This window comes from Chlorobaculum sp. 24CR (assembly GCF_004118635.1).
Taxonomy (GTDB): Bacteria; Bacteroidota; Chlorobiia; order Chlorobiales; family Chlorobiaceae; genus Chlorobaculum.
In genome coordinates, this window is the sequence record NZ_SDGU01000044.1 from 1 (window position 1) to 26,799 (window position 26,799).

Annotated in this window: 20 protein-coding genes; 6 read left to right on the forward strand and 14 right to left on the reverse strand. The window is 57.1% G+C overall.

Features of this window, described 5'->3' with window-relative positions; all coding sequences use genetic code 11:
* Positions 1 to 93 precede the first annotated feature (93 nt).
* Together EST62_RS09010 and EST62_RS09015 are read right to left on the reverse strand one after the other, a co-directional pair.
* A complete protein-coding gene (locus EST62_RS09010; RefSeq protein ID WP_129051765.1) occupies positions 94 to 1,320 on the reverse strand; it encodes a glycoside hydrolase family 15 protein in 1,227 nt (408 codons plus the stop codon).
* Positions 1,321 to 1,589: 269 nt separating this feature from the next.
* Positions 1,590 to 2,969, reverse strand: coding sequence for a response regulator (locus EST62_RS09015; protein ID WP_245153570.1), 1,380 nt, complete (start codon positions 2,967 to 2,969; stop codon positions 1,590 to 1,592).
* 114 nt (positions 2,970 to 3,083) lie between these two features.
* Here EST62_RS09015 and EST62_RS13785 point away from each other — a divergent pair, with 114 nt between their 5' ends.
* Positions 3,084 to 3,647 (forward strand): hypothetical protein, encoded by a 564-nt coding sequence (locus tag EST62_RS13785; RefSeq protein ID WP_245153571.1) that lies wholly within the window; start codon positions 3,084 to 3,086, stop codon positions 3,645 to 3,647.
* Positions 3,648 to 4,133: 486 nt separating this feature from the next.
* Here EST62_RS13785 and EST62_RS09020 read toward each other — a convergent pair whose 3' ends face one another.
* The 4 genes from EST62_RS09020 to EST62_RS09035 all read right to left on the reverse strand — a co-directional run bounded on the left by EST62_RS09020 (position 4,134) and on the right by EST62_RS09035 (position 8,820).
* Entirely contained in the window at positions 4,134 to 6,248 is a 2,115-nt protein-coding gene (locus tag EST62_RS09020) for a response regulator (protein ID WP_245153573.1), read from the reverse strand.
* 37 nt (positions 6,249 to 6,285) lie between these two features.
* Positions 6,286 to 7,314 (reverse strand): class I SAM-dependent methyltransferase, encoded by a 1,029-nt coding sequence (locus tag EST62_RS09025; RefSeq protein WP_129051767.1) that lies wholly within the window; start codon positions 7,312 to 7,314, stop codon positions 6,286 to 6,288.
* Between the two features lie 247 nt (positions 7,315 to 7,561).
* Positions 7,562 to 7,954: a nuclear transport factor 2 family protein gene (locus EST62_RS09030; protein ID WP_167599267.1), complete on the reverse strand. Its 393-nt coding sequence runs from the start codon at positions 7,952 to 7,954 to the stop codon at positions 7,562 to 7,564.
* A gap of 176 nt (positions 7,955 to 8,130) precedes the next feature.
* Positions 8,131 to 8,820, reverse strand: a complete 690-nt coding sequence (locus EST62_RS09035) for an OmpA family protein (protein WP_167599268.1) — start codon at positions 8,818 to 8,820, stop codon at positions 8,131 to 8,133.
* Positions 8,821 to 9,068: 248 nt separating this feature from the next.
* On the opposite strand from EST62_RS09035, the gene EST62_RS09040 reads away from it, so the two are divergent.
* Positions 9,069 to 9,908 carry a DUF2515 family protein gene (locus tag EST62_RS09040; RefSeq protein ID WP_129051770.1) on the forward strand — a complete coding sequence of 280 codons (840 nt, stop codon included), beginning with the start codon at positions 9,069 to 9,071 and terminating at the stop codon, positions 9,906 to 9,908.
* Positions 9,909 to 9,953: 45 nt separating this feature from the next.
* Here the strand turns inward: EST62_RS09040 and EST62_RS09045 are convergent, their stop codons facing one another.
* From EST62_RS09045 to EST62_RS09080, 8 genes are all read right to left on the reverse strand, one after another.
* Entirely contained in the window at positions 9,954 to 11,198 is a 1,245-nt protein-coding gene (locus EST62_RS09045; RefSeq protein ID WP_129051771.1) for an ABC transporter permease, read from the reverse strand.
* Between the two features lie 2 nt (positions 11,199 to 11,200).
* The gene (locus EST62_RS09050) at positions 11,201 to 12,466 is read right to left on the reverse strand and encodes an ABC transporter permease (protein WP_129051772.1); all 1,266 of its coding nucleotides are present in this window, start codon (positions 12,464 to 12,466) and stop codon (positions 11,201 to 11,203) included.
* Complete coding sequence (locus EST62_RS09055) at positions 12,463 to 13,101, reverse strand: ABC transporter ATP-binding protein (protein WP_305764043.1); 639 nt, start codon at positions 13,099 to 13,101, stop codon at positions 12,463 to 12,465. The genes EST62_RS09050 and EST62_RS09055 overlap by 4 nt, the downstream gene beginning before the upstream one ends.
* 50 nt (positions 13,102 to 13,151) lie before the next feature.
* Positions 13,152 to 14,420 carry an efflux RND transporter periplasmic adaptor subunit gene (locus tag EST62_RS09060; protein WP_129051774.1) on the reverse strand — a complete coding sequence of 423 codons (1,269 nt, stop codon included), beginning with the start codon at positions 14,418 to 14,420 and terminating at the stop codon, positions 13,152 to 13,154.
* Positions 14,421 to 14,423: 3 nt separating this feature from the next.
* Complete coding sequence (locus EST62_RS09065; RefSeq protein WP_129051775.1) at positions 14,424 to 15,848, reverse strand: TolC family protein; 1,425 nt, start codon at positions 15,846 to 15,848, stop codon at positions 14,424 to 14,426.
* Between the two features lie 298 nt (positions 15,849 to 16,146).
* Positions 16,147 to 16,722: a hypothetical protein gene (locus tag EST62_RS09070; protein WP_129051776.1), complete on the reverse strand. Its 576-nt coding sequence runs from the start codon at positions 16,720 to 16,722 to the stop codon at positions 16,147 to 16,149.
* Positions 16,723 to 16,777: 55 nt separating this feature from the next.
* Positions 16,778 to 17,872 (reverse strand): D-alanine--D-alanine ligase family protein, encoded by a 1,095-nt coding sequence (locus EST62_RS09075; protein ID WP_129051777.1) that lies wholly within the window; start codon positions 17,870 to 17,872, stop codon positions 16,778 to 16,780.
* A gap of 30 nt (positions 17,873 to 17,902) precedes the next feature.
* A complete protein-coding gene (locus EST62_RS09080) occupies positions 17,903 to 18,307 on the reverse strand; it encodes a CoA-binding protein (protein ID WP_129051778.1) in 405 nt (134 codons plus the stop codon).
* On the opposite strand from EST62_RS09080, the gene EST62_RS13500 reads away from it, so the two are divergent.
* The 4 genes from EST62_RS13500 (at position 18,300) to EST62_RS14000 (ending at position 26,790) form a co-directional block, all read left to right on the forward strand.
* Positions 18,300 to 18,461, forward strand: a complete 162-nt coding sequence (locus EST62_RS13500) for a hypothetical protein (protein WP_167599269.1) — start codon at positions 18,300 to 18,302, stop codon at positions 18,459 to 18,461. The two genes, EST62_RS09080 and EST62_RS13500, sit on opposite strands and share 8 nt — an antisense overlap.
* A 617-nt stretch (positions 18,462 to 19,078) precedes the next feature.
* Positions 19,079 to 23,530, forward strand: a complete 4,452-nt coding sequence (locus tag EST62_RS09085; RefSeq protein ID WP_167599270.1) for a choice-of-anchor I family protein — start codon at positions 19,079 to 19,081, stop codon at positions 23,528 to 23,530.
* Positions 23,531 to 23,894: 364 nt separating this feature from the next.
* Positions 23,895 to 26,687, forward strand: coding sequence for a DUF4347 domain-containing protein (locus EST62_RS09090; protein WP_129051780.1), 2,793 nt, complete (start codon positions 23,895 to 23,897; stop codon positions 26,685 to 26,687).
* Entirely contained in the window at positions 26,602 to 26,790 is a 189-nt protein-coding gene (locus EST62_RS14000; protein WP_129051781.1) for an FG-GAP-like repeat-containing protein, read from the forward strand. The genes EST62_RS09090 and EST62_RS14000 overlap by 86 nt, the downstream gene beginning before the upstream one ends.
* The last annotated feature ends 9 nt before the right edge of the window (positions 26,791 to 26,799 follow it).

The window sequence follows — 26,799 nt, forward strand, 5'->3', positions numbered from 1 at the left end:
GAGTCAAGGTCGAGAAATTGAGTATAAAAAGTTGCATTCACAGCAGCTCCAACTCTTCTAAATACCTCGAAGCTCTGCTTCGAGGATCCTTTATTAGACGAAATGGTACGGGCCGTTGCGCACCTCCCAGATGCCGTCGTCGGGCCTCTTCCAGTTCTCGACAGCCATTTCGCAGATGTCCCTGAAAAAGGGCCAGAGCGTGGCGTCGATTTTGCCCGCATACCCGGAAAGCCGGAGTGCGGCGTCCATGATTTCGCCGTAGATGTCCCACTGTTGCTGGCTGCCGGCTGCGTTGCCGACCCTGACCGGGCGCGAATGCCGGTAGCCGTCGAGATGGTCGAGGTATTTTTCCCGAAGCGCCCGCTCGCCGTGGATCGAATACATAATCTTTAAATCCCGGCTGCCATTGTTCCGGTAGGTGTCGTGCAGCCAGCCGATGAAGCGCTCCGCTTCGCTGGTGTGGCCGAGCGCGAAAAATGCCTTGAGGGTGAACGAGGCGTCACGGAGCCAGGTGAAGCGGTAGTCCCGGTTACGCTCTCCACCGATGCTTTCGGGTAGCGAGGTGGTGGCGGCGGCGACGATGGCTCCGGTCGGCTGAAAGGTGAGCAGCTTGAGGGTCAGGAGCGAGCGGTGCACGAGCGGGGTGAACCGGCCGAGCCAGAAGCAGTGCTCTCCGATGCAGGCGCGCACCCACTCCTTCCAACAGCTCCGGGTCGATGTGAACGGGCAGGCGAGCGTTGTTTCAGGGTCGAACTGCCCGCAGACGAGGTCGAAGTGCGCGCTCTGGCCCGATTGCAGGGAGAAGGAGAGCGTCAGCGTATCGGCGCCGACGCCTTCGGCGCTGAAGTCGCGCAGGGTGTGCCGGAGCGTCAGCGGCGGATCGGCGGGGGTGATGGTGAAGCCCCCATCTTTTTCGGCGATCACGCATTCGTCGAGTCCGTAGCCGGGGCGCGGGGCGAGGGTCAGGGTGAACTCCATGCGGCCCCGCTCGACGCTGATGCAGCGGTGAATGCCCTGCGGACGCTGGCGGAGCGGGCTGTCTTCGACCGGCATGAAGTCATAGAGCACCGCTTTGCCATTTTCGGTCGTGAACGAAGTGCAAAGAGTGCAGGTGTCGGGCAGGTACTCCCGTTTCGACGCAAAAGCTCCGGCGGGTTTGAGGCTGAAAAAGCCGCCGTTGCGCTCATCGAGCAGGGCCGCAAACACGGTGGGCGAGTCGAAATGGGGCAGCGAGCAGTAATCGATCGAGCCGTCCGAACAGACCAGGGCGGCGGTTCGCATGTCGCCGATCAGACCGTAATCCGAAATATTCCGATACATGGAGGGAAAGATTCAGTATTGAGGTTTCTGAGCGACAAAGCCAGAGCTACGGCAATCAAGGTATCGATTCGGTGTGGCGGCAGCAAAAAAGCATGGTTATTACTTCAGCGATTATAACGCTCAAATAATTGCATCGTCCCGAAAGATTTCGGGGCGATGTATGGCGGTAACGTATAATAAATCGAGGTTTTAGCTCAATCTTTTCCGGCGGCGGCGATTGCGACTTTTGGTTGCTGAAAATAATAAGCTCTTTGCCGGAGCATTGTTCGTCAGTTGATCGGCTGGCTGATTTTGAGCATGGCCGAGACCTTCTGCAAAAAGGACTTGAGCTTGAGCGGCTTGATGAGGCTGTCGTTGATGCCGCTCTCGATGGCCAGCTTCAGCGTTGTGTTGTCGAGGTCGCCGCTCATGCCGAGTATCGGCATGTCGCGCCAGGCAGAGGGGGTCGAACGGATGCGTTTGGCGGTCTCGAAACCATCGAGCACCGGCATTCTCATATCCATAATCAGCAGGTCGAAATGTCGTGACTTCAACAGTTCGATGGCTTCCAGACCGTTGGAGGCCTCGCAGATCGTGATACCCAGCTTGTCGAGCATCAGCTTGATGACTCTGCGGTTGAAATCGAGATCGTCGGCCACCAGTACGCTCTTGCCCGCGAGCGAGTTCTTGAGTGTTTCGCGAACCATTTCAAGCGAGTTTTTTATGGCTTCCAGCAGCTCAGGCAGCGCCGGAGGCATCGGGATCAGGGCGCTTACGCTGCTCCTCGTGGTATCGGTTGACGCATTCACCGACGTACTGTATGCGACTATGGGAATATTGCGGCCTCTGTTTTTAAGGCTTTTGGCCAGTTTTTCCGCGCCAGACGGCGGCAGGCTCATGTCGGCGAGCACGAAGTCGTAGCGGTTCGCATCGATCAGCTCAAGAGCCAGGTCGCCGTCAGCGGCCTCGTCCAGTGCGATATGCAACGGAGTGAGCTGACGGCGGAGCAGTTGGGCATACGCTTCAGGAATTCCGGCCAGAAGCGCTTTTTTGCCGGAGAGGGCGGGGGCGTATGCTGCGTAGAGGCTGGATTCGTAGTGATTGACGGTCGCCTGGTCGAGCACCGGAAATTCGAGCGTGAACTCCGTGTATGCGCCCGGTTCGGATTCGCAGGTAATCCGGCCTTTGAAAGAGTGCATCACCCGTTGGCAGAAAACGAGACCAAGCCCGGTGCCCCCTTTTTTGCCCGAAGTGAAGAATGGATCGAAGATTTGCGAAAGGATTTTCGGGGGGATTCCAGGGCCATTGTCTCTGATGAGAATCCTGTTCATTTTCTCACCGCGCAGAAGCGTGATATCGATCCGGCCGCCGTGCGTCGATTGAAGAATCTGCAAGGCATTGACTATCAGATTGTACATCACCAGCATGTAGCTGTTCTCCTCGACGCGGAAGATGAAATCTTCTGCGGGATGGAGATGGATCATGCGCCGTTCCTCTTCGGAAGCGTAACCATACTCTTCCAGAGCTTTTCGGGTGGCGGTGGCGGCGGAAATGCAGATCATATCCTTGTCGGAGGTCTCATCTTTCCTGAAATTTCCGAGGGTCATTTCGATGACATGCAACCCTCTGTTGACCGCCATCTGCGCCTTCGCGATCCTGTTGTTGAGCATCGCGATATTTTTTGAAGAAATAACTATTGTTGTGTTATCAGATTCATCCTGGGGTAACACAAGGAGAATTTCATCGAGAGTATGACGTATCTGGGTCAGCGGGTTACGCATTTCATGCGCTATTCCGCCGGCAAGGGCTTCAAGCGCTTTGCCTTTTTCTTCGGATTTTTTGCGTTCAAACTCCTTCAGCCCGACCCATTTGCTGTAGCTGAAAGCATAGCCAGCCACGATGGAAAAGCCGACGACAATCGAATAGAGGGGAATGTTGAAATCAGGGTGGAGGACGATACGATCGGGGGAGAAAAGATAAAAGAGTATAGCACCGGCAACGCCGATAACAATATCCAGAAGAAACATCAGCCAGTTTTGCTCGAAGATCATCACCACGAACACTATGAAAATTTCCGAGTAGAGCCAAAGCTCATGGAAATTGTTCATTATCAGATTAACCGTAAAAATAAAGGGTGCGGCGAAGATGATGACAATACGCCAGTAAATCGGAAAAAAGCGATTGAGATTCTCCGAAAGGCGGAATTTTATCAGGACGCTCAGGCAAAGCATCGTTGCGATCATGCGCAATGCCAGACTTTCATAGGGAAGGTGAAAGCCGTATTTATATATGAAATAAAAGAAAAAATGGGCCGGAGCGCCGAGAAATGCCACGGCATAAATACTTGATCGAGGCACCTCCATACTATCTTGAAGGTATGTTCTGATTTTGGATATGATCTTCAGCTTTTCGCTCCAGTTACGTTGCTTATGATTTTTTTGCCGTCCGCTCACTGGTATCTCACGTTGTTTCGTGGCGTCAGTTGCCAGCGTCTTGCAGTTAAACGTTACGGCTCCCAGGCCATCCAGCTCTCGTTTCAGGACGAAGAGGCTGGCTGAAAATGCTCAAAAATCGACGCAAGAATATAGAAAAATTCGCTTCCGTCTATCGGTGGCGACATAGAAATAGTCTGGTACTTGCCAGGATCGGGCTGCGCCGTCAATCAAGTTGTAACTATGCCGCGAGGAGTCTTTTCTTTTTTGCGCCATCCGGTCGGACGGGAGCCGCAAAAAAGACGTTTTAAGGCACGCCTTATGTATAAAATATAGAGAAGTCGCCGACTCTCCAAAGCTTGCGGTTTTTTGGGGCAGGACGTGGGTGGAGATATGGAGTCGTTACGGCTGGGAGAGCTTGAGCATGGCCGAGACCTTTTGCAGGAAAGGCTTGAGTTTAAGCGGTTTGATGAGGCTGTCATCGATGCCGCTTTCCTTGACCATTTTCAATGTCTCATTGTCCAGATTACCGCTCAGGCCGAGTATCGGCATGTCGCGATAAGAAGAGGGGGTCGAGCGGATGCGCTTTGCCGTCTCGAACCCGTCGAGCACCGGCATTCTCATATCGATAATCAGCAGGTCGCAAGGCTGTGATTTCAGGATTTCAAGGACTTCAAGGCCGTTGGACGCCTCCAGGAACGTGACATCCAGCTTGTTGAGCATCAGCTTGATGACCCTGCGGTTCGAGTCGATATCATCGGCCACCAGAACAGTTTTGCCCGCAATCGACTCCTTGAGCGCTTCCCGAACCATTTCAAGCGAAGTCTTCATGGCGCCAAGCAGCTCGGGCAAAGCGGGCGGCATCGCAATCACGGCATCGATACCCTCAATGGCATTGATCGGCGGTTTTCTCGAGGAGCTGCACGCGATAACCGGAATATCCCCGACGTTGCTCTTGATGCTCATCGCCAGTTTTTCCGCTCCGGATGGGGGCAGGCTCATGTCGGCGAGCACAAGGTTGTAGCGGCTCGCCTCGATCATCTCAAAAGCCAGGCTGCCATCAGCGGCCTCATCCAGGTTGAGATTCAGCGGAGTCAACTGGCGGCGGAGAAGGGGGGCATACGTTTCTGGAATTCCGGCCAGAAGCGCTTTTTTGCCGGAGAGAACGGGTGTGTATTCTGCGTAAAGGCTCGATTCGTACCGGTCAATTGTCGCGTGGTCGAGCACCGGAAATTCAAGAGTGAACTCGGTGAATCGACCCTCTTCGGATTCGCAGGTAATCTGGCCTTTGAAAGAGTGCATGACTCGTCGGCAGAAAGCCAGGCCAAGTCCGGTACCGCCTTTTTTGCCGGAAGTGAAAAAGGGATCGAAGATTTTGGAAATGTTTTCTGAAGAGATTCCGGGGCCATTATCACGGATGAGAATTCTGTTGAATAATTCCCCGCGCTGGAGGGTAATATCAATGCGTCCGTCAGGCTCGGCGTGAAGAATCTGCAAAGCATTGACCAGCAGATTGTAGAGCACCAGGATAAAGTTGTTCTCCTCGCCAAGGAACAGGAAATCTTCGCCCGGCATGAGATGGATCATCTGCTGCTCCTCTTCGGAAGCGTAGCCATACTCTTCGAGGGCTTTACGAGCCATGGTCATGGCGGAAAGACAGCTCAACTCTTCGCCGGAAACATCGGTGTTCCTGAAATTTCCCAGCGTCATGGTGATGACGTGGAGGCCTCGATTGACGGCTATTTGTGCCTGGTTGGCCCGATTGCTTATGGTTTCGAGATTTTTGATGGATGGCGTTGAACAATCGCTTTCGGTGCGGCAGTGAGGCAGTTCGAGCAGGATTTCATCGAGATTGTGCCGAATCTGCGACAGGGGATTGCGCATCTCATGCGCGATGCTGCCGGCAAGGGCTTCGAGCACCATGGTTTTTTCAGCTGCCTTTTGCTGTTCTTCGTAACGAAGACCTAACAGGTTGCTTTGGTTAAAAAGGTACCCGGCGAAGATAGAAAAAACCAAGACGATACTGTAGAGCGGGATGTTGACCGATGCCGGAGGCATGAGTGTTGCTGCCGGAGTGGTAAGCAAATAAACCAGTATGGCCAGAGAGACTCCGATGACCAGATCCAGGAAAAAAATCAGCCAGTGCGGTACGAACGAGATCAGCACAAAGACCATGAAGAGTTCCCAATACAGCCAAGGCTCGGCAAAATCGTTTTTCAGGCAGAACAGTGTAATGATGAAAGGCAGAACATAGATGAGCATGACATGCCAGTACCAGACAAAATATCTTCCGAGAAAATCCGGTTTAAAAAGCCTGTAAAGCGTTCCAATGCAAAGAATTACGCCAATTAACCGTGCCGGTAAGCTTTCCCATTGTATATGGAAAAAGTAATTGTATACAAAGAAGAGTGAAAAATGACCCAGAGCACCAATAACTGATGCATAAATGAGGTTGAAGCGAGAGGGTTTTGTGCCCTGGACAAAAGCTTTTTCAAAATATTTGACGATCCTTGTCATAAAGGGCTTTTCGGACTTAACTTAGCTCAGGTTATAGTCATAATACCAAATCCGACTTGAATATTTCAAGAAAAAGGTTTATTCCCAGGGGTTCACTTGAGATTTTCGTGTTTGCGCGGCTGATTCCGGCTTGCAAGGCCATATCCCGCAGTTGCTGCTCGTTTCGGTGAAACAGGTGCCAGTTTCCGAAAAGCTCCATGTACTTTCTCGTAGGGTTCTGATCGGAGAAGTTGCCGACATAGAGAAAGCCGTCTTCCTTGAGGAATGAGTAGAGCTTCTTGAGCAGAAAGATGAATCGCTTGTCGTTCAGGTAATCGAACAGCCCGGCTGACCAGATTACATCGTATTTTTGTGTTGCTCTGAATTTGAACACATTTGCGTTGATGAAAGAGATTTGGCCAAGGTGTGGTTTGCACAGCCTTGAGGCATACTCAACGGCTTTCTTGTCGTTCTCGATACAGTCGATATGGATTGTCGATTGCTGATTATTTTCGAAATATTCAAGCATATCTCTGCCTGGACCGCTGCCGACATTCAATACCCGAATCGATCCTTTGTCCTGAGTGAAGTAATTGAGAACATTCAGGAAAAAGGTTTTTCTGTTTCTGACAGCGCATGGCGCTTCCTGAGCGTGAAAGAATTCATCCCACCTGCGGTATTTTTCATCATCCGATTTGAATGAAGTGTAAATCTTGTCGATGATTTCAAAGTCTCCGGCATAACCGTGAGGCTTTTGATAGGCATGCCCCTGCATGGTGTGGACGGCAAGTACCGGTGAAATAATATCAAGCAATTTCTTGTGCTCGTGCGAGGCGGCCTTATTCTCAAGCAGTTTTCCTATTCGTTCGATCTCTGCTTTGAGCTCATGATGATCAGCGGTGTCGGGCCCATTGTTACGAACTATTTTTTTTATGAAGTCCATATTGATGTACTCTTCGACATTATGGATACTGGCGGTATCGTGAAAAGATTCACTTGTTTTAGCCGTGTTTGTTTTGTCATTCAGGCTGGACGTGATTTCGCCTGCCGCTTTCTGGTTTTCAACAGGTGACACGGTTAGCTCCATGAAATAGTGTTGTTTTTTTAGAAAGCGTGAGCGTCATGACATATATCCCGGACAAAAAAGACGACTCCCAATTCTAATGTCCAGTGAGTCGTTCATTCTTTTTGTTGGGGGGCCGTTCACAAATGCCCCTGCCTTTTGTATACACATAATTTATAACAAAAATACCGGAAAGCCTTTGCCAAAAAAGGATTCGTACTTTTTTGGCAAAAATACCAAGTGCTTTTTTATTACTTAATATCTATTTTTATCACGACAGGTTTCTCGGCACCTGCGAGGAGTGGTGGTGGACGATCGGCCGCTCATGCTCCAGATTGACGGCGAAGGTGAACCGGGAGGGGAAGGTCAGCAGGAGCTGGTCAACCTCGAACTCGAAGGCGTAGGTGCCACTGAGTATCCAGGCCGTTCCTCCCAGACACTGCTTCCTGAGCGATTTTTCGTACAGTCGGGCTTGCAGATTGTCTCTGGTGGCAAGCTGCTCGAAGTAGTGACGGATGCCTTGGGGAGTGCTGACGGTATGAGGAGAAAAGGTCGGAATGAGTATCGCTTGTTCATGATAGAGGCGAGCGACGTTGTCGATCTCTCCGGCGCAGATTCCGGATATCCATTCCGCAAGAACATCTTCGGCGTTCTGGTAGTGCATGGTGTTTGGCGTGCTTGTGATCGAGACTTCCGAGTGCATTGTCGTCCAGACAAAGCGCAGGCAATATCTGAAAAAAATTGCCCGTCCGGCTTCAATCAGATTCTGGTAATCGAGCTGGACGGGCAGAAGATAAGCATTTTTTCGTTTTGGTAAATGAAGGCCGAATGCTTGGAAACTCAGAGTCTCAACTCTCCGGTTTCGGCCTCTCGCTTGAGGTCGTCGTTGGCGTAAATCAGCACCTCGACGCGGCGGTTCAGCCGACGGCCAGCCTCGGTTTCGTTGGTGGCGACCGGACGGGTTTCGCCGTAGCCGATCGCGGTGAGGCGGCGGTCAGAGACGCCATAGGTTCTCAGCAGCGTGGCCACCGATTCGGCGCGGCGCTCTGAGAGAGTTTGGTTTGAGGCTTCGTAGCCGGTATTGTCGGTGTGTCCCTCGATAACCACGTCGGTATCGGCATACCGGTTCAGGATTCTCGACAGCTTCTCGATGTTGTACCGGCTGTTGCCGTTGAGGGTGTAGGAGTCGGTCGGGAAGAGCAGGCCGGTATCGAAGACCACGCGGATGCCTTCGCCGACACGCTCCACGCGGGCATCTCTGACCTCCTGTCGAATCTCGTCGGCCTGCTTGTCCATGTAGTCGCCAATCACCGCGCCGGTCGCGCCGCCGATGGCCGCGCCGATCAAGGCGCCCTGCACCCAACTGCCGTTGTTGCTGCCGATGATGCCGCCGATTACTCCGCCAGCAGCCGCGCCGATGCCCGCTCCGCGTCCGGCGTTCGAGGATGATTCGCATCCGGAGATCATCGTTGCCGTAGAGAAGAGCATGACAAAGGCCGCCGGTTTTGCAAATTTCTGAATGGTACTCATCGTAGTCATGGTTTTGTGTTCAATGAAAAAACGCATGTTATTCTGTTGAGTTTAGCCGCGACAAGCCCGGAAACGACTTTTCGCGAGTCAGCGGCAGCTCTCAGTTCAATGTATAAAAAATACTGCGCTTCCCCTGTGCTGTGACACTTTAGATACGTGTTGCTTGAGGCGTACAATTATTTGCCGGTTTGCGGAGTTGTCAATACAGGAAAAAAGTGGTGAAGTATTTTCTATGATAACAGAGCAGTATGTTGCAAACCCGAGAAGAGTGGCGGCGGACAGCCGAGTCGGTTTTGCCGCCCGAAGAGCGGTACTCCGACAGAAACCGGATGATTACGGCCCGCTATGCAGGCTGGTACCTCGAAAATCCCGGAATTCTCAAATGGGCCGGAATGGCCGCATTCGCCTCCCGGCAGGTCGGTCTGGCAATTCTGGCTGCCGAGCTGATGATGGCTCCGGAGCGACAGAGCGGCGACGACAACCCGCTGCTGGCGCTGCACCGCTTTGGCGCGGACCGACTCATGCTCGCCGATTTTGAAGAGATACGGACCGGCAACAACAATATTTACCGTGACATTGCCTGGGCGCACGCCGCCTACGTCGGCGGCGGCATGGCCGAGCTTGAAGCCTGCGCCGCCGAGCGCGAAGACGACCTGCTCGTTGAAGGCTTTGGCATGATCGATCGCGGGCGGGAGCTTTTGCGCCGGAACCAAAACGATCGGGAGGCGGAGCGGCTCATCTGGGAGGGCAACATCTTTCTCTTGCGCCATGAACAGGTCGATGTGCTTCAGCCGGTGTTCGACAGGCTCAGTCCCGGCGGTCGAGTTCTGGCATCGTTCGGCAGTGAACTCGATTTTTCGGGATCGCCGATTCCCGATTCCCGGTATCGCGCCTCTTTCAGCTCGTTTCAGGGCTATGTTGAAACGTTCGCCGGAGCGAAAAGCGTCGCCAACCCGACTGACCGGTGGCAGTGGGTCGAGCAGTGCGTGATTCCCTCATGGAAAGCCGCCGACCGGCAGATGGGGCGCGAATGGTCAGGCAAAAGCGAAATGCAGAAGATGGCCAATGTTCAGCAGGCAATGGCGTAGCGTTTGCTCGTCTTGGCCGGTCGCCTGATGAACGGCTTCAGCTTCTCACCGCGCCGCCCGCAACGCCGTGACCGGATCGAGGCTGGAGGCTTTCCAGGCGGGGAAGAGGCCGAACGAGACGCCGATGGCCGAGCACACCGTCAGTGATACCGCGACCCAGAGCCACGGAAACATTACCGGCAGATTGAACTTGACCGCCACCAGGTTGCCCGCCGCCGCTCCGGCCACGATGCCGACCACGCCGCCGCCGATCGAGAGCAAGAGCGCTTCAAGCAGGAACTGCTGCAAAATCGAGCGGCGCGGCGCTCCGACCGACATGCGGATGCCGATCTCGCGCGTCCGCTCCGTGACGCTCACCAGCATGATGTTCATGATCCCCACGCCAGCGGTGAGCAGCGCCATGAAGCTGATGATGAACGCGCCGGTGCCGACGATCTGCTGGATGTCGCGGAACGACTCCACCAGCGACTCGTTGGTTCTGATCTCGAAGTCGTTCGGCATTTTGACCGTCAGCCCACGCGCCAGCCGCATCGCACCGACAGCACGGTCGATGGTTTGCCGGTAGGTTTTCTGCGAGGCCGCCTCGACGGTGATTGAAATGCTCGACGTTTCGTTCACCTCTTCGAGGTAGCGCGTGATCGGAATGAGCACGAAGTTGTCCTGACTCTGGCCGAATGCCGCTCCTTTGGTGCTGAACACGCCCACGACGCGCCCCGCCTTGCCGTTGATCCGGATCGTCTTGCCAATCGGGTTTTGTCCCTGTCTGAACAGATAGGCCGCCACATCACTTCCGAGTACGATATTGGCCGATGCGTTGCGAATGTCGTTTTCATTGAGATTCCGCCCTTCGATAATATCGAGGCCGTTTGCCGGGGCGAAGTTCTCGTCTCCCCCCGTCAGCGTAATATCGGGGTTACTGGCCTCGGTGGCGTACGATGCCTGGACGCCCTGAAGCGAAACGAAAAAGCCGATGTTGCGGGCGCTCTCTTCCATGTATTTCCGGAAGCGTTGCGCCTCCTGCCAGGTGATGTCCTTGCGATTTGCGTAGAGGTTTCTGCTGTGCCCGCCGCCGAAAACCGTGGCGGGGTATTTCTGGATCTGGAAGGTGTTCGCGCCGAGGCTCGACAGGCCCGTCGCAATCGAGCGGTCAACCGCGTCGAGCGCGGTCATCACCGCGATGATCGAGAAGACGCCCACTGCCACGCCGAGCGTCGTCAGGGCCGAGCGCAGCTTGTTGACCGCCAGCGAGGTGGCGGCCTGCACCAGGGTTTCGCGGAGCGAGAGCATCATGGTTATTCGTATCTGAGTGAATCGGCCGGGTCGAGCTTCGAGGCCGTGATCGCCGGAGCGAGGCCCGACACGATGCCGGTGGCCACCGAAATCAAGAGGCTCGCCAGCACCAGCATCGGCGAGAAGTTGACCGGAAAGTCGGGCAGCAGGTTCTGGATCGCCAGCGTGATCGACAGCGCCGTCACGAGGCCGATCAGGCCGCCAACCAGGCAGATCATCACCGATTCGATGAGGAACTGTAACAGAATCGTGCGGCGTCGCGCGCCGAGCGCCTTGCGCAGGCCGATCTCGCGGGTGCGCTCCTTGACGGAGACGAAGGTGATGTTCATGATGCCGATCGCGCCGACGAACAGCGACATGCCGGTAATGAAGATGCCCGCCACGGCGATGCCGTTCTTGATCGGGTCGAGCTGGCTCTTGAACGCCTGCTGCTCGTTGATGCCAAAGTCATCGGTCTTGCCGGGCGGCAGTCGCCGGATGCGGCGCATCAGCCCGGTCAGCTCCTCCTTGGCTTCCGGAACGCGCTTTTCATCCCTGATCTTGACCCTGATCGTCACCATCGGAGTTTTGCCATAGACTTTCGTGAACGCGCCGAGCGGCATGATGAGCTGGTTGTCGAAGCTGAACAGGCCGAGGAACTTGCCCTGCTTTTTGAAGACGCCCACGACGCGCACGTTGTTGTTGCGCAGCCGGATCGACTTGCCAACCACCCGTCCGTCCGGAAAAAGTCCCGTGGCGATGTCGTCGCCGATGACGCAGACAAGGTCGCCCGCCGCCGACTCCTGCGCCGTGAAGAAGCGCCCCGCCGACAGGTCGCCGGAGGCCGTGAGCGGGTAGTCATGGCTGGTGCCCATCGCGAAGATTTGCAGAATCTCGCGGTCGCGGTAGCGGGCCGAGGCCTGGATGGTGGACATTTGCGGCACGGCCACGATCAGCTCGGAGCCGGGGTTGCCCTCGATGATCCGGTTGATCTCCGTGGCGTAGCGGGTCTCGATGTCGGGGCGGTTGCGGTAGCGCCACCACTGGCCCATCGTGCTCCAGGAGCCTTTCTGCACATAGACCACGTCGTAGCCGATCATGGAGAGGCTTTTCTCGAAACCGAGGTCGATGCCGTTGATGGCCGTGCCCATCATGGTGATCGCCACGATGCCGATGATGACGCCAAGCGCTGTCAAAAACGAGCGAATCTTGTTGGCCTTGATCTGATAGACGGCAATGTTCAGGCTCTCGCCCGTCTCGTACCGGAACTGCTGAAGCGATGAGTTCATGGCGCGGAGTCGCTTTCGATCCTGCCGTCGCGGAGGCGGATGATTCGGCGGGTGAAGCGGGCGATCTCCTCTTCGTGGGTGATGAGGATGATGGTGTTGCCCGCGTCGGAGAGTCGCCCGAAAATATCCATGATGTCGTGGCTGGTGGCCGTGTCGAGGTTGCCGGTGGGTTCGTCGGCCAGGATGATCGACGGTTTGTTAATCAGCGCCCGCGCGATGGCCACGCGCTGGATCTGGCCGCCCGACAGCTCGCCCGGCTTGTGGTCGATGCGGTCGCCGAGGCCGACATCTTCCAGCGCTTGCCGTGCCCGTTCGAGCCGCTCCTCCGGCGAGACGCCCGCGTAGATCAGCGGCAGCTCGACGTTGCGCAGGCAGTCGAGGCGTGGCAGGAGGTTGAAGGTCTGGAACACGAAGCCGATTTCGCGGTTACGCACGCGGGCCAGCTCGTCGTCATCCATGTCGGCCACGTTCTGGCCGTTCAGCTCGTAGCGCCCGGCGGTTGGCGTGTCGAGGCAGCCGAGGATGTTCATCAGCGTTGACTTGCCGCTGCCGGACGGCCCCATGATGGCCGCGTAGTCGTTCTGGCGGAAATCGAGGTCGATCTTGTCGAGCGCCTTGACCAACTGGTCGCCCATCGTGTAGTGTCGGCACAACCCGCTGATGCGGATGATGTAGGCACGCTCGCTCACGGCCTCTCCTGCAACTTCACGGCGCTGCCGTCGTGCAGCTCGCGGCTGATGGCGCCGTAGCTGCCCGACACCACAGACTCGCCAGCTTTCAGGCCGGAGAGCACGACGATGTGGGTGTTGTCGGTCGTGCCGGTCTCGACCTTCCTGAATCGCGCCCGCTTGCCTTCGACGACGAACACCCCTTCGCGCTCCCTTGGGGCGCGGGCGGCGGAGGAGGTCTGCACCGCCTTGCTGTTATTCGCCGACCCCGCCGGAGTCGCGGGGCCTTTGCCGGAGGCGTCGCGCATCGTGACGCTCTGGATCGGCACGACGAGCGCGTTGGACACACGGATCGTTTCGATCTCCGCCGTGCCGCTCATGCCGGGCTTGAGCAGGCGCTGGTGGTTGAGAATCCTGATCTTGACGGCGAAGTTGGTCACCTCCTCCTGGGTGTTGGCGGCCTGCGTGGTGGCCGAGTTGGCGATTTCGCGCACCTCGCCCCGGAACTTGCGCTCGCCGAAGGCATCGACCGCGACCGTCACCGGATTGCCGACGCGCACGTTGACGATGTCGTTTTCGTTCACCTCCACTTCGAGCTGCATGCTGTCGAGGTTGGCGATGCGCAGCACCTCGGTGCCGGGGAACTGCCCCGTGCCGACCACGCGCTCGCCGGACTTGCTCTTCAGCGACACGATTGCGCCATCGATGGGCGAGCGTACCACCGTTTTGCCGAGCCGCTCGTCGTTCTGGTCGAGCATACTCTGGTTCTGCTGGATGGAGAAGCGTGACGCCTCGTAAGCGGCGCGGCTCGCCTCGGCGTTGGTTTTCGACGTAAGCCAGTCGGTCTGCGAGATCAGCTTGTCCTTATATAATATGGAGGCTTTGCGGAAGTCGTCGTTTGCCTTGAGCATTCGCGCTCTGGTTTCCATGCTCTGCGCCTTTGCCAGATTGAGCTGCGCCCGGCTCTGCTTGACCTGGTTGACGTAAATATCGGGCTGAATGCGGAAGAGCAGTTGACCGGCTTTTACCTCCTGACCCTCCACGACCGGCAGCTCGATGATTTCGCCGGAGACGTCGGGCGACATGGCCACCTCGGTTTCGGGCTGGATTTTGCCGGTCGCCGTGACGGTGTGCACCACCTCCTTGCGGAACACCTTTTCGGTCGTCACCTCGATTGCTTTTTCGCGGGTTTTCAGCCAGAAGAGCAGTGCGCCTCCGATGGCGACGAGCGCGGCAGCGATAATCAGAATGGTACGAAGCTTCCCGGAACGTTGTTTTTTTGCCATAAATCAGTGAGATGATGCGTTGCCGTTCTCGTCGATGTCGCCGACGCCGGAGGTGTAGTCGAGCAGCGCCTTTTGCAGCGCGAGGTTGTAGAACGCCTGCGTCAGCGTCGAGCGGGCGTTGAAGAGCGCCGCTCGCGCCGAGCTGAGTTCAACGAAGTTCGATGCGCCGAGATTGTACTTGCGCGTGATGCCCTGAGCCGCCGATTCGGAGGCCTTCAGGCTCTGTCGTGCTGCCGCGATCCGCGTGAAGGCCGCCTGGTAATCGCCCGTCACCTGCTTCAGGTCGATCTCGATGCCCTCCTTCAGCTCTTCGTAATCGAGCTGCTTGTTCCGGCGGGCCACCTTTGCTGTTTCGACATTGTAGCGCGTCGCGAATCCGTCGAAGATCGTCCACGAAAGGTTGAGCGAGATGGCGTGGTCGATGCCGTTTTTGAGCTGCGTCCCAACCGGCGGATAGATGTAGTCGATGGTCTGGCCCAGCATGGTTGTCTGGTAGGAGTCGATAGCGCCGCTGCTCACGCTGAAGCCGAGGTCGAGCCTCGGTAGCCGCGAGCCGGCGCCGCGCCGCACGTCCTGCCGCGCCGCGTCGCTTTCGAGGCGCTGCGCTCTGAGGTCGGCCCGCCGCTGGAGGCTCGCCGCCGAGAGCGCCGCGATGTCCAGCTCTGGCGAGAGCTTTGCGATGGCCGCCGTGTCCACCGGTTCGAGCGCGATCTCCGTTGCCGGATCGATGCGCAGGCGGCGGACAAGTTCGAGACTGCTGCGGCGGAGCTGGTTTTCGGCGTTGATGACGCCGAGGTTGCCGTTGCTCACCTCCGCCTGCTGCTGGTAGAGGTCGGTGATCGACTTGAGTCCGATGCTGAACTGCCGGTCGGTGAGCGTCAGCAGATCCTTCGCCGATTTGAGGTTTTCCCTCGCGATGTCAAGCAGCTCCCGATCGAGCAGCACCTGGTAGTAGTGTTGCGTCACGTCGTAGGCGATAGTCTCTTTTGCACGCTGCAACGTGAATCCGGCGGCCTTTTTCCGGTCGAGCGCCGCTTGCAGGGCGGCGTAGTCGCTCAGGCCGTTGAAGAGATTGAGCGTCGCCGTCACGCTCGCATCGACGGTCGAGGATTCGGTTCGGGTTCTGAAAGCGTCGGTTGAGCTGCTGCCGGAGGAGAGCGCGTAGGTTGTGTACGAACGGCTGACCGAGCGGGGCGTGTAGCTGGCGGTCGAGGTGAGTTTGGGCAAAAAGTTACCGTAACTTCTCAGAAGATCGACGCCGCTGAGATGCCGCGCATCTTCAGCTTTTTTGACCGGATAAGCGTTGTCGAGCGCGATCGAGATGCACTCCGGCAACGAGAGGGTTCTCGCCGGGCGGCTCTGTGCGTGGAGGGTCGGCACCGGCAGGAAGAGAAGGATGAGGAGGGTGAAAACGCTTTTGTTCATCATCGGTGGTATGCCGGTTCGTCGTGTCGATTGCGGTATGTTGCTGTGGAATATACGCAACGAGTTGGCAATACAGATAGTTCACCGAAATAGAAACGGGGAATGCCTGATGGAGATGAATTTTTGATCTCGCTGTTGATTGATTTCATTTTCCCGGAATCGGAATCGGAATCAGGAAACATTGTAGGGGCAACCCTTGCGGTTGCCCTCTTATGTGCGATAGTCTCAGGTAATCCCAAAAGGGCAGCCGCGAGGGCTGCCCCTACAGATTATCCTTTTATCCGGCAATCTCGATCCGTCGTCACAGCTTTTCGAGCACGTGGTCAATGCGCTCGCGGTAGTGATCCGCTTTGGACGGATTGAGCTGGATGAGGGAGGTATAGACCCGGATCGCCTTTTTGTAAGCTCCCTGATCGATGAAGAGGTTGGCCAGCGACTCGGTTGGCACGGAGATTGATGCGTCGTCGGGGAAGGGTTGCTTCTGTTCGGCAAGCGGCGTCGGGTCGGCGCACTCGGTGGCTCGCGGCGGCGAGAAGCCGGCGAGCGCAATCGAGAGCTGCTCGAACTCGGCGGCGAGTGCGTCGATGACCGGTTTGTGCTCTGGCTCCGGAGCCTGCGCCTCCAGCGTCTTGACCTCAATCAGCTCCCGCCACGCCACCTGGTTCGACGGCGCGATGCGGCAGCAGTGGCCGAGGTGCTCGACCGCTGCCTCGTAGCGCTTCAGTCCTCGCGCCGCCCGCGCCGAGAGCAGGTGAAAGATGTAGGATTCCGGCAGCCAGCGCTCCATTCCGTTCAGCTTGTCGAGGGCCGACTGGAACGCGCCGCACTTGATGTCGAGAGAAACATCGGCGAATATGAGGTGCGGGTCACTGGTCATTCCGGGTCTGCGATCAAGGCGGTTCGAGAAAGGGAGCGAGGCCGCTCCCGTACGCTCAGATTTTAGGCGTTATCGGTCGCTTTTCCAAAGCCAAAAGCAGCAGTTTTTCGATCAGTTCCGGGAAACTGATGCCCGAAGCGGCCATCATCATCGGGTACATGCTGATGTCGGTGAAGCCGGGTATTGTGTTGATTTCGTTCAGGATAACGCGGTTCGTGCCGTTCTCGACAAAGAAATCGACCCTCGACATTCCGGCGCATCCGAGCGCCTTGAAGATGGTCAGCGCGGCGTTGCGAACTTCGTTGGCCACTCCCTCCGGCAGGTCGGCGGGGATGACGAGCTTCGCTTCGTTTTTGATGTACTTGTCCTCGTAGCTGTAGAAATCGCTGCCGGGGATGATTTCGCCGGGTGCGGAGACGAGCGCGTCGCCGTTGCCGAGCACGGCTACCTCGATTTCGCGGCCCGAAATGGAGGCTTCCACGAGCACCTTGCCGTCGAGCTCGCAGGCCGTTTCGAGCGCCACCGAAAGCTCCTCGACGCTGCGCACCTTCGAGATGCCGACCGACGAGCCAAGGCTGGCCGGCTTGACGAAAAGCGGCCACGCAAAGCGCCTGGTGACCTCCACGACGGTTTCGAGCGGCCTCTTGGCATAGTCCCGGCTCAATACCGTCATGGACTCCGCCACCGCCACCCCCGCGTCCACGGCGCAGAGCTTGGTCAGCGCCTTGTCCATCGCCAGCGCCGAAGCGGTCAGGCCGCAGCCGGTGTAGGGAATGCCGAAGGTGTCGAGGCACCCCTGAATCTTGCCGTCCTCGCCATGTGAACCGTGCAGCGCGATGAAGGCCACGTCGGTTTTTTCGAGGAAATCGCCGAAGTCAAAGCGCTCTCCGGCTGCCGCCGCCGTCAGTTCATCGATCCGCTGCCCGGCGGCCTCCGGCGAGCCGCTTCGCAGGAGCGCGGCGATGTCGGTGTCGAGCACCGTTTGCGAGCACGCGAGGCCATGCCACTTGCCGTCGCGGTCGATGTAGAGCGGCGAAAGTTCATACCGGTTACGGTCGATTTGCGCCGCGATGGATCGCGCGGAGATGATCGAAATCTCGTGTTCGGCGGACTTACCTCCAAAAAAGAGGGCGACGGTTTGTTTGGGCATAGCGGTAAAGCTGAGGGTGAACGGTAAAGGTCAGGAGTCGAGATGCAGGTGTTCGACGCTGATGCAGCGGTTCTGCACGACGTCGAGTCCGGCTTTGCGCGCCTTTTCGGCGGCGGCTTCGTTGGTGATGCCGAGCTGCATCCACACTACCTTTGCGCCGATGGCGATGGCCTCGTCAACGATTTCGGGTACCTCCCGCGGCTTGCGGAAAATATCGACGATTTCGATCAGCGAGCGTTTTTCAGCCGGGATCGCCGAAAGCGAAGGCCAGCACTCGTGGCCCAGCACGGAGCTGATCGACGGATTGACCGGATAGATGGTAAAGCCCGCATGAATCAGATACCGCGCCACCGCATGGCTGGGCCGGTCACGCTTGTCCGATATGCCGACGATGGCGACATGTTTGTATTTCGTAAGTATCGAAGCGATGTCCATCGTGCTGGTGGTTCAAGGGAAAAACCTCAAAATACCGGTCTGCCACCAGACTCACAACCGGTTAGGGGAAAAAACAAAAGCGCCGAGGCTTGTGACGGCCTCGGCATGGCAACATTTGCTTTTAGAAGTGCAGGTCATTAGATTTGAAGCCTAATGACCACAATCAACGCGACCAGCGTTGCAAGAAGCAAAATGATGTTCGTCATGGTTTCTCTGCTAGTGGTTAATGGGAACCGAGCGGCGAAAAGAGCCTCACCTCTTTTCGCCGCTTTTATTTTATTAGCTCAAAGTGAGCAATACATATAGCGGTTTGTCGAATGAAAGGATGTTATGCGATGGCTTATTTTTGATTAAGTTATTGAAATATATGATCTTGTCGTTTTGGTATTTTTCTTGAGAAAGTTGTGGAAGTGGGTGTCGGCCAGAATACTGGCCAAGTTGATTGATGATGTCGAGTTCATCACTTCTGCAATCATAAGCTCCTTGTCCTCTCATCCATCCAATTGATTCTCACGAAGCCGGTCATTTCTGCTGAAAATCTGTCGCCTTCTTTTTTTGTCTCCCCCTACTCCGCAACCACTTGCGGCTGAACAAACCCGTGCAGCCGTCACGCACTTGTAACTATAGTTCACTTTCCTGTAACGCTCCCTCCATGAGCCGGTAACAGCGGCTGGGTAAATTTCGGTCGCATCAGAAAAACGGTGTCAGGCATGAGGATCGGTGCGCATGTCTGCTCATCCAGTTCAACATTATCAACCTTCCGGAGAAGCCATGCCAGTCAATACCAATTCGCTGCTTAACGCCAGCGTCGATGGTCTCGGCAATGTCGTGACCCTCTTTTTTTCGCACAAGCTCGATGCGTCGAGCCTTCCGGCGATTACCCAGTTTACCGTCTTCAGCGATGACGACGAACAGACGATCACCGAGTTTCAGGTGGTCAACAACCAGGTGATTCTGACCCTTGCCGCGCCGCTCGACAGCTCGCTGCCGGTCACGGTTTCCTACACCGCCGCGCCGGATACCCTCCAGAGCGTCGCCGGTGACGACGTCGCCTCTTTCGAGGATGCCGGGGTCGGCAACCAGCTTTCGCTGACCGCTTCGGAGAGTGAATCTTTTGAGTTCGCCTCGACCATTGCGATGGATCACGGCGCGGAGATTTCGGCGTTCGATGCCGACAGCGCTCGCTTGTTCGTAACCTCGCCGGAGGATGGCTTGCAGGTGGTCGGCCTCGACGGCGAGTTGCAGATGACCAGGCTCGGCACGATCGATCTCGGCAGCAACGTGGTCAACAGCGTCTCGGTCAGCCACGGCATCGTGGCCGTTGCGGTCGCCAATGCCGACAAGACCCTGCCGGGCACGGTGTATTTCCTCGATGCCGACGGCACGGTCGGCGACGCTTCGATGATTCTCGGCAGCGTTGAGGTCGGCGCGAATCCCGACATGCTGACCTTCACGCATGACGGCACGAAGGTGCTGGTGGCCAACGAGGGCGAAATGGCGAGCGTGGCCAACGATCCCGAAGGCTCGGTGAGCATTATCGACCTCAGCGCCGGAGTGGAGCACGCAACCGTCGCGACCGCCGGTTTCGGCGACTTCAACTCGCAGCTCGACGCGCTCAAGGAGGCGGGCGTGAGGCTCTTGGCCGGTGAGGATGGCTTTGAAGCCACGACGGTTGCCCAGGATCTCGAACCGGAGTATATCAGCATCTCGCCCGACGGCAAGACGGCGTTCGTGACGCTTCAGGAGAACAACGCCATCGGCGTACTCGACATCGCGACGGCTACCTTTACCGACATCGTGCCGCTCGGTCTGAAGAGCTTTTCCAGCCTGCCGTTCGACGGCAGCGACAAGGATGGCATCGACCTCGAAACCGGCCAGCCGCTCTACGGCCAGTACATGCCGGACGCCATCGCGTCGTTCACCGGCTCCGACGGCGAGAGCTACTTCGTGATCGCCAACGAGGGCGACGACCGCGACGATTTTCTCGCCACGCCGGAGACCGCGCGCGTCAAAGACCTCGTGCTGGACGGAACGGCTTTTTCTGACGCGGCGGCGCTTCAGGCCAATGACGAGCTTGGCCGCCTCACCGTCTCGAATGCGCCGGGCAACAATGGCGATACCGACGGCGATGGCGATATCGACCAGCTTCTCGCCTACGGCGCTCGTTCGTTCAGCATTCTCGACTCGGAGGGCAACATCGTGTTCGACAGCGGATCGCATATCGAGCAGTTTGTCGCCGAGAGCGGCCTGTTCACCGATGCCAACGGGGCGGGGCTTTTCGATGATGGCCGTTCCGACAACAAGGGGCCGGAGCCGGAGGGGATCACCGTCGGCGTCGTGGATGGCAAGACGCTCGCCTTCGTGACGCTCGAACGGGGTGGCGGCGGCGTGATGGTCTATGACGTCACCGATCCGTCGGAGGTGAGCTTCGTGCAGTATCTTAGAAATCCGGGCGACGTGAGTCCGGAAGGCGTGCTGGTCGTTTCGGCTGCCGACAGCCCGACCGGGCACGACCTGCTCATCGTCAGCAACGAAGTCTCCAACACCGTGAGCATCTTCCAGGAGAACGACGCGCCGGAGGCGAACATCGAAATCGAGGATGCGACCGTGCTGGCGGGCGAGCAGCTCAACTACCGTGCACTTTCCAACGCCTTCACCGATGCCGATGGCGACACGCTCACCTACACGGCGACCCTGGCGGACGGTTCGGCGCTGCCAGAGTGGCTGACCTTCGATCCGTCGAGCCACTCCATCGAAACGATGGAGGAGTACTTCCTCGAAGGCGGCTCGGCGGCGAAAGCGACCGACTCTGCCTCGGCGATCACGGCGATGGTGACGGGCCAGAAGACCGACGCGGGCAACCTCTCGTGGGAGACGGGCGATCCGGCGGGCGGCGAGCTGACCACCATCGCCGAAACGCTGCGGGCCGACTACGGCTTCGCCATCGGCGTGGCCAGCACGGTGGAGTTCTCGCACGCCACCCCGGCGGGCGTGGTGAGCCACGACGTGAACCGCAACGACAAGTGGGACATCGCACACGAAATCCTGACCGAAACGAAGCCGGAAGTGGTGATCGGTGCAGGTCTGGACAGCTACTTCGCCAAAGCGACCAAGGATGCGGCGGGCAACAGCACTGACCTTGACCACAACGGTTTCAACGACGAGTACGAAGCCTTCCACAAAGGCACGGAAACGGCCTACACCAAGAACGTCGAGTTCGTCGAGCGCGAGGCTGGCGTTGACGGCGGCGACGCGCTGGCCACAGCGGCGGCGAATGTCGATCTCTCCGCAGGCGAGCGGCTGTTCGGTCTGTTCGGTACGTCGGGCGGTAACTTTGAATACTATGACGTTGAGGACACGCCCGGCACGGTGACGATCACGCGCAGCACGGGCGACGCGACCCCGACGGTTGACGAAGACCCGACAATGGCCGAAATGGTCGATGCCGCGCTGATGGTGCTGAACCAGGACGAGGACGGCTTCTTCATTATGTTCGAGCAGGGCGACATCGACTGGAGCAACCACGCCAACGACTACGAAGCGATGATCGGCGGCGTCTATGACCTCGACCTCGCGGTGACGGAAGTGGAGAACTACGTGGCCAGCGGCGTGAACGGCATCGACTGGTCGAACACGCTGGTCGTCGTGACGAGCGACCACTCGAACAGCTACATGCGCAACGAGAGCGTGCTCGGCGTGGGCGATCTCGGCGAGGTCGGCACGGACGTGACTTACGCCTCGGGCGGTCACACCAACGAGCTGGTGACGGTCACGGCGCGCGGCGCAGGAGCAACGTACTTCGGCGAACTTGCGGGTCAAATCTACGCCGATACGGACATCATCGACAACACGCAGATTTACGATGCGATGCTGAACGCCGCCGAGAATGCCGGAGCCGAGCACATCATTCTGATGATCGGCGACGGCATGAACATCGAGCACGAAATCGCAGCGAGCAGCTACCTCTATGGCGAAGACTTTGGCCTCTCCTGGAACGACTGGGGCGAGATGGAGGATGGCTGGACGGGTTACGCGACCACCTGGGATGTCACCTCTTACAACACCTATGCCGGGCTGAACGGCGTCGATGAATACGACCCGGCCACCTACGATCCGCTCATCGGCTACGACCCGGCGCAGGGCGGTACAACGCCTTATCCGGTGGCGATGACCTTCAGCGGCACGCCGGACAGCGAAGAGATCGGCACGCTGGAGATCGTGGTGACGGCAACTGACGAGAGCGGCGCAAGCGCCAGCCAGAGCTTCGAGCTGACGGTGGAGAATCCCGACCCCGATCTTGGCGGCAGCATCACCTTCTGGAAGACGGGCGAAGCGCTGGACGATGTGGTCGGCAAGGCCACGGAAGCTGGCGGCGAGCGACTGGTCGAGTTCAGGAACATGAGCGTTGACGAGAGTGGCGCGCGCACCTTCGAGGTATGGAAAACCGCAACCGGGGGCAACGTCGAGTCATTCCAGTTGGAGATGGCTTTCGGCGAGGGGGCTGAACTGAGCTGGAGCGATTCGGAGGAGCTGTCCGACGGATGGTTCACCCTCTCGAACCTCGAAGATTCGACCGGCCATTTCATGGTCAGCGGCATGGTCTTCTTCGATCCGTCGGCGACTCTGTCTGAAGAGCCCGTGATGCTCGGCACGCTGACCGTCGAGGCCGGAAACGAAGAGGGCGATTTCGACCTGGCTCTGGTCAGGGGCATGATAAGTGAAGTCGTCGATGACGCGCCGGTTGACCACGAGCTTGAAGGATTCGCGATGACGGCGTCGAACGGCGACGGCCTGTACGAAATGCGCGATCTGGAAAGTGGCGACTATGATCTGGAGTTCAGCAAATCCGCCGACTCGATCGGTAATGCCGTTCAGATTTCCGACGCGCTCGCGGCGCTGAAAATCTCTGTCGGCATCAACCCGAACGCCGATGGCAGCGAGGTGCTGCCCTTCCAGTACCTCGCCGCTGACGTCAACCAGGACGGCGCGGTCAGGATCAACGACGCTCTTTCGATTCTGAAGATGGCCGTGGGCATCAATAACGCTCCCGATGCGGAGTGGCTGTTCGTGCCCGAAAGCGTCGCCAGCGAGACGATGAGCCGTACCTCGGTACACTGGGAGGATTACTTCACCGACTTCCCGATTGCCCAGGATTCCGAGCTCGATCTCGTCGGCGTTATCAAGGGTGACGTCGATGGCAGTTGGTCGGCCGTCGCGGTCTGAGCCAGCAATCCATTGCTTTTTCTATCCTCTTCTCCCGGCTGTACGGCGGGGGGAGAGGATATTTTTGTTTGCCCGTTCTTTGCCTTTTCATCGAGTCGCCGACGGTGCTTTTCAGTGCTCTTCTTTTGTGAAATCTGTGTTCTTGACGTTTTTATAGCGAAACAAATTGTTAATATAGCTTGTTGTTCAGCTGCGCTTAAACCCTTTTGAAAAAGCGCTTTCTGATGTTCCACCGCCATTTTAGCTGTCGAAGATTGCCTGGGTAGCGCGAAACGCGGTTCCGGACACTTTGCTGGCGGTTTTTGGCTTGAGTCGTGTTGAAGTTTTCATAGTCAGGATTTTCAACCCCAACCCCTTTCCGATTATGGCCAGCATCGTGTTTCTCGACAGCCGCGTCGAGCAGAAAGAGTCGCTCATTTCGAGTTTTTCAGCCGACACGGAGTATTACCTGCTCAACGATGCGCTCGACGGCATCGGGCAGATTGCCGACACTCTTGCCGCCAAAAGTGGCTACTCCTCGATCCACATCATTTCGCACGGCTCGCCGGGCAGCATCACCATCGGCAGCACGGTGCTCGACGCCGCGACGCTCGACAGTTACGCCGACGCCCTCGTGCAGATCGGCTACGCCTTTCAGGCAGGCGGCGACCTGTTGCTCTACGGTTGCAACGTCGGCGCGGGCGACGCCGGGCAGCAGTTCGTCGAGCACCTCTCCCAACTGACCGGCCTCGACGTCGCCGCCTCGAACGACCCGACCGGCAGCGCGGCTGCGGGCGGTGACTGGGAGCTGGAGGTGCAAGTGGGGGCGGTGGAATCCGCTGACGTGGTGAGTGCGGAGTATCCGTTGCTCCTTGGGAATGAAGATGGGGCTGGGCTGGAGTTTCACGTCAATACATTTATCTGGGATTTTCAGCAGTATTCTTCGATAGCAGCTCTTGAGAATGGCGGATTTATTGTTCTCTGGGAATCCGTTTACTCCGGCGGATGTGGCTCCCAAGACGGATATGGTATTCATGGACAAAGGTATAATGCTTCAGGCGCAACAGTCGGGGGCGAATTCAAGGTGAGCTCAAACATTATTGGATGCGAACACTCTCCGACTGTTGCTTCAATGAATGATGGTGGTTTTGTGGCAGTATGGTATGGTTGGTATTCAAATGGTTCTCAGGATGATGGCATTATTTTACAGCGTTTTGATGCGGATGGTGATAGGGTTGGTAGCGTATTTGTGGCAAATACCTATACAGACGGGGCTCAATACAACCCGGCGATTACTGAATTACGTGATGGTGGATTTGTCGTGACTTGGGAATCGTCTGGTTATTATTTAACAGATGCTCAGGATGGGTCGGGCGCGGGAATTTACGGTCAGCGGTATGATGCTTCCGGAAATGCTGTCGGCGCGGAGTTTCTGGTCCCAACAAATACGCTTAATGCTCAGCGAAATTCATCAATAACGGCTTTGTCTGATGGCGGTTTTGTGGTAGTGTGGGAGTCTGTTATCGATGGCACCAATTATTCGGGCATCTATGGTCAGCGTTACACCGCTTCATCGGAAAAAGCCGGTGGCGAGTTTCGTGTCGATATGTATGTGACCTACGATCCTTCCGAACTTCCAATGCTTCTCAAACCCGGTACGGTTCTTCCACCTGGTATTGGCATTGTTACTCCACTCGACGGATCATTAACCATTTTTTATGATTATCAGTCGATTCTTCCAACAGTTGCTACTCTGAGCGATGGTGGCTTTGTTGTGTCATGGGCAGGCTATAACTACGATATTGAGCCTGAACTTGGCAAAGGTTATGAAGTTTACGGTCGTCGGTATGATGCAGCGGGGAACGCTGTCGGTGACGCTTTTCAGGTCAATACCTACACTTCAGGTGATCAGACAGCTCCATCGGTCACGGAGTTGGCTGATGGTGGCTTCGTCATTACCTGGCAATCTGATCTTCAGGATGGTTCCTACAATGGTGTCTATGGCCAGCGGTTTGATGCTGCTGGCAATCGCGTCGGCACTGAATTCCATATAAACACCTACACAGAGTGGGATCAGACACTACCGGTAGTTACTGGACTTGCCGATGGCGGCTTTGTTGCGACTTGGGATTCTTTCAATCAGGAAGACCTTTATTATGGTTATAACGGTATTTACGGCCAGCGCTACGATGCGGCTGGGAATCCGGTTGCTTTGGCTCAGACCAGCAACGAGGCTCCGACCCTGACGTACTTCAGCGGCGAGGTGGAAACGACGGCTGAGAATACGGAGGTCGAGATTTCGTTTGCAGAGCTGATGGCAAAAGGCGATGAATCCGATGCTGACGGCACGGTGGAGGGCTTTGTGGTCAAAAGCGTGACAAGCGGAACGCTGCGTATTGGTGCGGACGCAGCAAACGCGACAGTCTATGATGCAGGAGCCAACGAGACCATTGATGCTGCTCATCATGCTTACTGGACGCCGGGATTCGATGAGCATGGGACGTTGGAGGCTTTCAGCGTGGTTGCTCTTGACGATGTTGGTGGCGAGTCATCGACTGCGGTCGAGGTGTCTGTTGATGTTGTATCAGAGAACCACGCCCCCGAGGTTTCAATACCGGCCCTACTCTCTTTTGCCCCAAAGGTCGATTATGCGACGGGCTCTTACCCGTATTCGGTAACGAGTGCGGACGTGGATGGCGATGGCGATGCCGATATGCTGGTGGCAAACTATAATAGTAACACGGTGTCGGTGCTGCTGAACAACGGGAACGGCACCTTTGCCGTGAAGGTCGATTATGCGACGGGTGATTACCCGCGTTCGGTGACGAGTGCGGACGTGGATGGCGATGGCGATGCCGATATGCTGGTGGCAAACGGGGGCTATAGCGGTAGTGTGTCGGTGCTGCTGAACAACGGGAACGGCACCTTTGCCGCGAAGGTCGATTATGCAACGGGCTATAACCCGTATTCGGTGACGAGTGCGGACGTGGATGGCGATGGCGATGCCGACCTGCTGGTGGCAAACTATGGTAGCCATACGGTGTCGGTGCTGCTGAACAACGGGAACGGCACCTTTGCCCCAAAGGTCGATTATGCAACGGGCTATAAACCCGTATTCGGTGACGAGTGCGGACGTGGATGGCGATGGCGATGCCGATATGCTGGTGGCAAACGGTAGTAGCGATACTGTGTCGGTGCTGCTGAACAACGGGAATGGCACCTTTGCCGAAAAGGTCGATTATGCGACGGGGGATAGGCCGTTTTCGGTGACTGTGTCGTAGTGGCATGGC

Bases quoted from the DNA above. Each gene is read 5' to 3' on its own strand.
- EST62_RS09010 (WP_129051765.1), bottom strand. From the start codon at position 1,320: ATGTATCGGAATATTTCGGATTACGGTCTGATCGGCGACATGCGAACC.
- EST62_RS09015 (WP_245153570.1), bottom strand. From the start codon at position 2,969: ATGCTCAACAACAGGATCGCGAAGGCGCAGATGGCGGTCAACAGAGGG.
- EST62_RS13785 (WP_245153571.1), top strand. From the start codon at position 3,084: ATGCGCTATTCCGCCGGCAAGGGCTTCAAGCGCTTTGCCTTTTTCTTC.
- EST62_RS09020 (WP_245153573.1), bottom strand. From the start codon at position 6,248: ATGACAAGGATCGTCAAATATTTTGAAAAAGCTTTTGTCCAGGGCACA.
- EST62_RS09025 (WP_129051767.1), bottom strand. From the start codon at position 7,314: ATGGAGCTAACCGTGTCACCTGTTGAAAACCAGAAAGCGGCAGGCGAA.
- EST62_RS09030 (WP_167599267.1), bottom strand. From the start codon at position 7,954: ATGCACTACCAGAACGCCGAAGATGTTCTTGCGGAATGGATATCCGGA.
- EST62_RS09035 (WP_167599268.1), bottom strand. From the start codon at position 8,820: ATGAGTACCATTCAGAAATTTGCAAAACCGGCGGCCTTTGTCATGCTC.
- EST62_RS09040 (WP_129051770.1), top strand. From the start codon at position 9,069: ATGTTGCAAACCCGAGAAGAGTGGCGGCGGACAGCCGAGTCGGTTTTG.
- EST62_RS09045 (WP_129051771.1), bottom strand. From the start codon at position 11,198: ATGATGCTCTCGCTCCGCGAAACCCTGGTGCAGGCCGCCACCTCGCTG.
- EST62_RS09050 (WP_129051772.1), bottom strand. From the start codon at position 12,466: ATGAACTCATCGCTTCAGCAGTTCCGGTACGAGACGGGCGAGAGCCTG.
- EST62_RS09055 (WP_305764043.1), bottom strand. From the start codon at position 13,101: ATGGGCGACCAGTTGGTCAAGGCGCTCGACAAGATCGACCTCGATTTC.
- EST62_RS09060 (WP_129051774.1), bottom strand. From the start codon at position 14,420: ATGGCAAAAAAACAACGTTCCGGGAAGCTTCGTACCATTCTGATTATC.
- EST62_RS09065 (WP_129051775.1), bottom strand. From the start codon at position 15,848: ATGATGAACAAAAGCGTTTTCACCCTCCTCATCCTTCTCTTCCTGCCG.
- EST62_RS09070 (WP_129051776.1), bottom strand. From the start codon at position 16,722: ATGACCAGTGACCCGCACCTCATATTCGCCGATGTTTCTCTCGACATC.
- EST62_RS09075 (WP_129051777.1), bottom strand. From the start codon at position 17,872: ATGCCCAAACAAACCGTCGCCCTCTTTTTTGGAGGTAAGTCCGCCGAA.
- EST62_RS13500 (WP_167599269.1), top strand. From the start codon at position 18,300: ATGTCCATCGTGCTGGTGGTTCAAGGGAAAAACCTCAAAATACCGGTC.
- EST62_RS09080 (WP_129051778.1), bottom strand. From the start codon at position 18,307: ATGGACATCGCTTCGATACTTACGAAATACAAACATGTCGCCATCGTC.
- EST62_RS09085 (WP_167599270.1), top strand. From the start codon at position 19,079: ATGCCAGTCAATACCAATTCGCTGCTTAACGCCAGCGTCGATGGTCTC.
- EST62_RS09090 (WP_129051780.1), top strand. From the start codon at position 23,895: ATGGCCAGCATCGTGTTTCTCGACAGCCGCGTCGAGCAGAAAGAGTCG.
- EST62_RS14000 (WP_129051781.1), top strand. From the start codon at position 26,602: ATGCAACGGGCTATAAACCCGTATTCGGTGACGAGTGCGGACGTGGAT.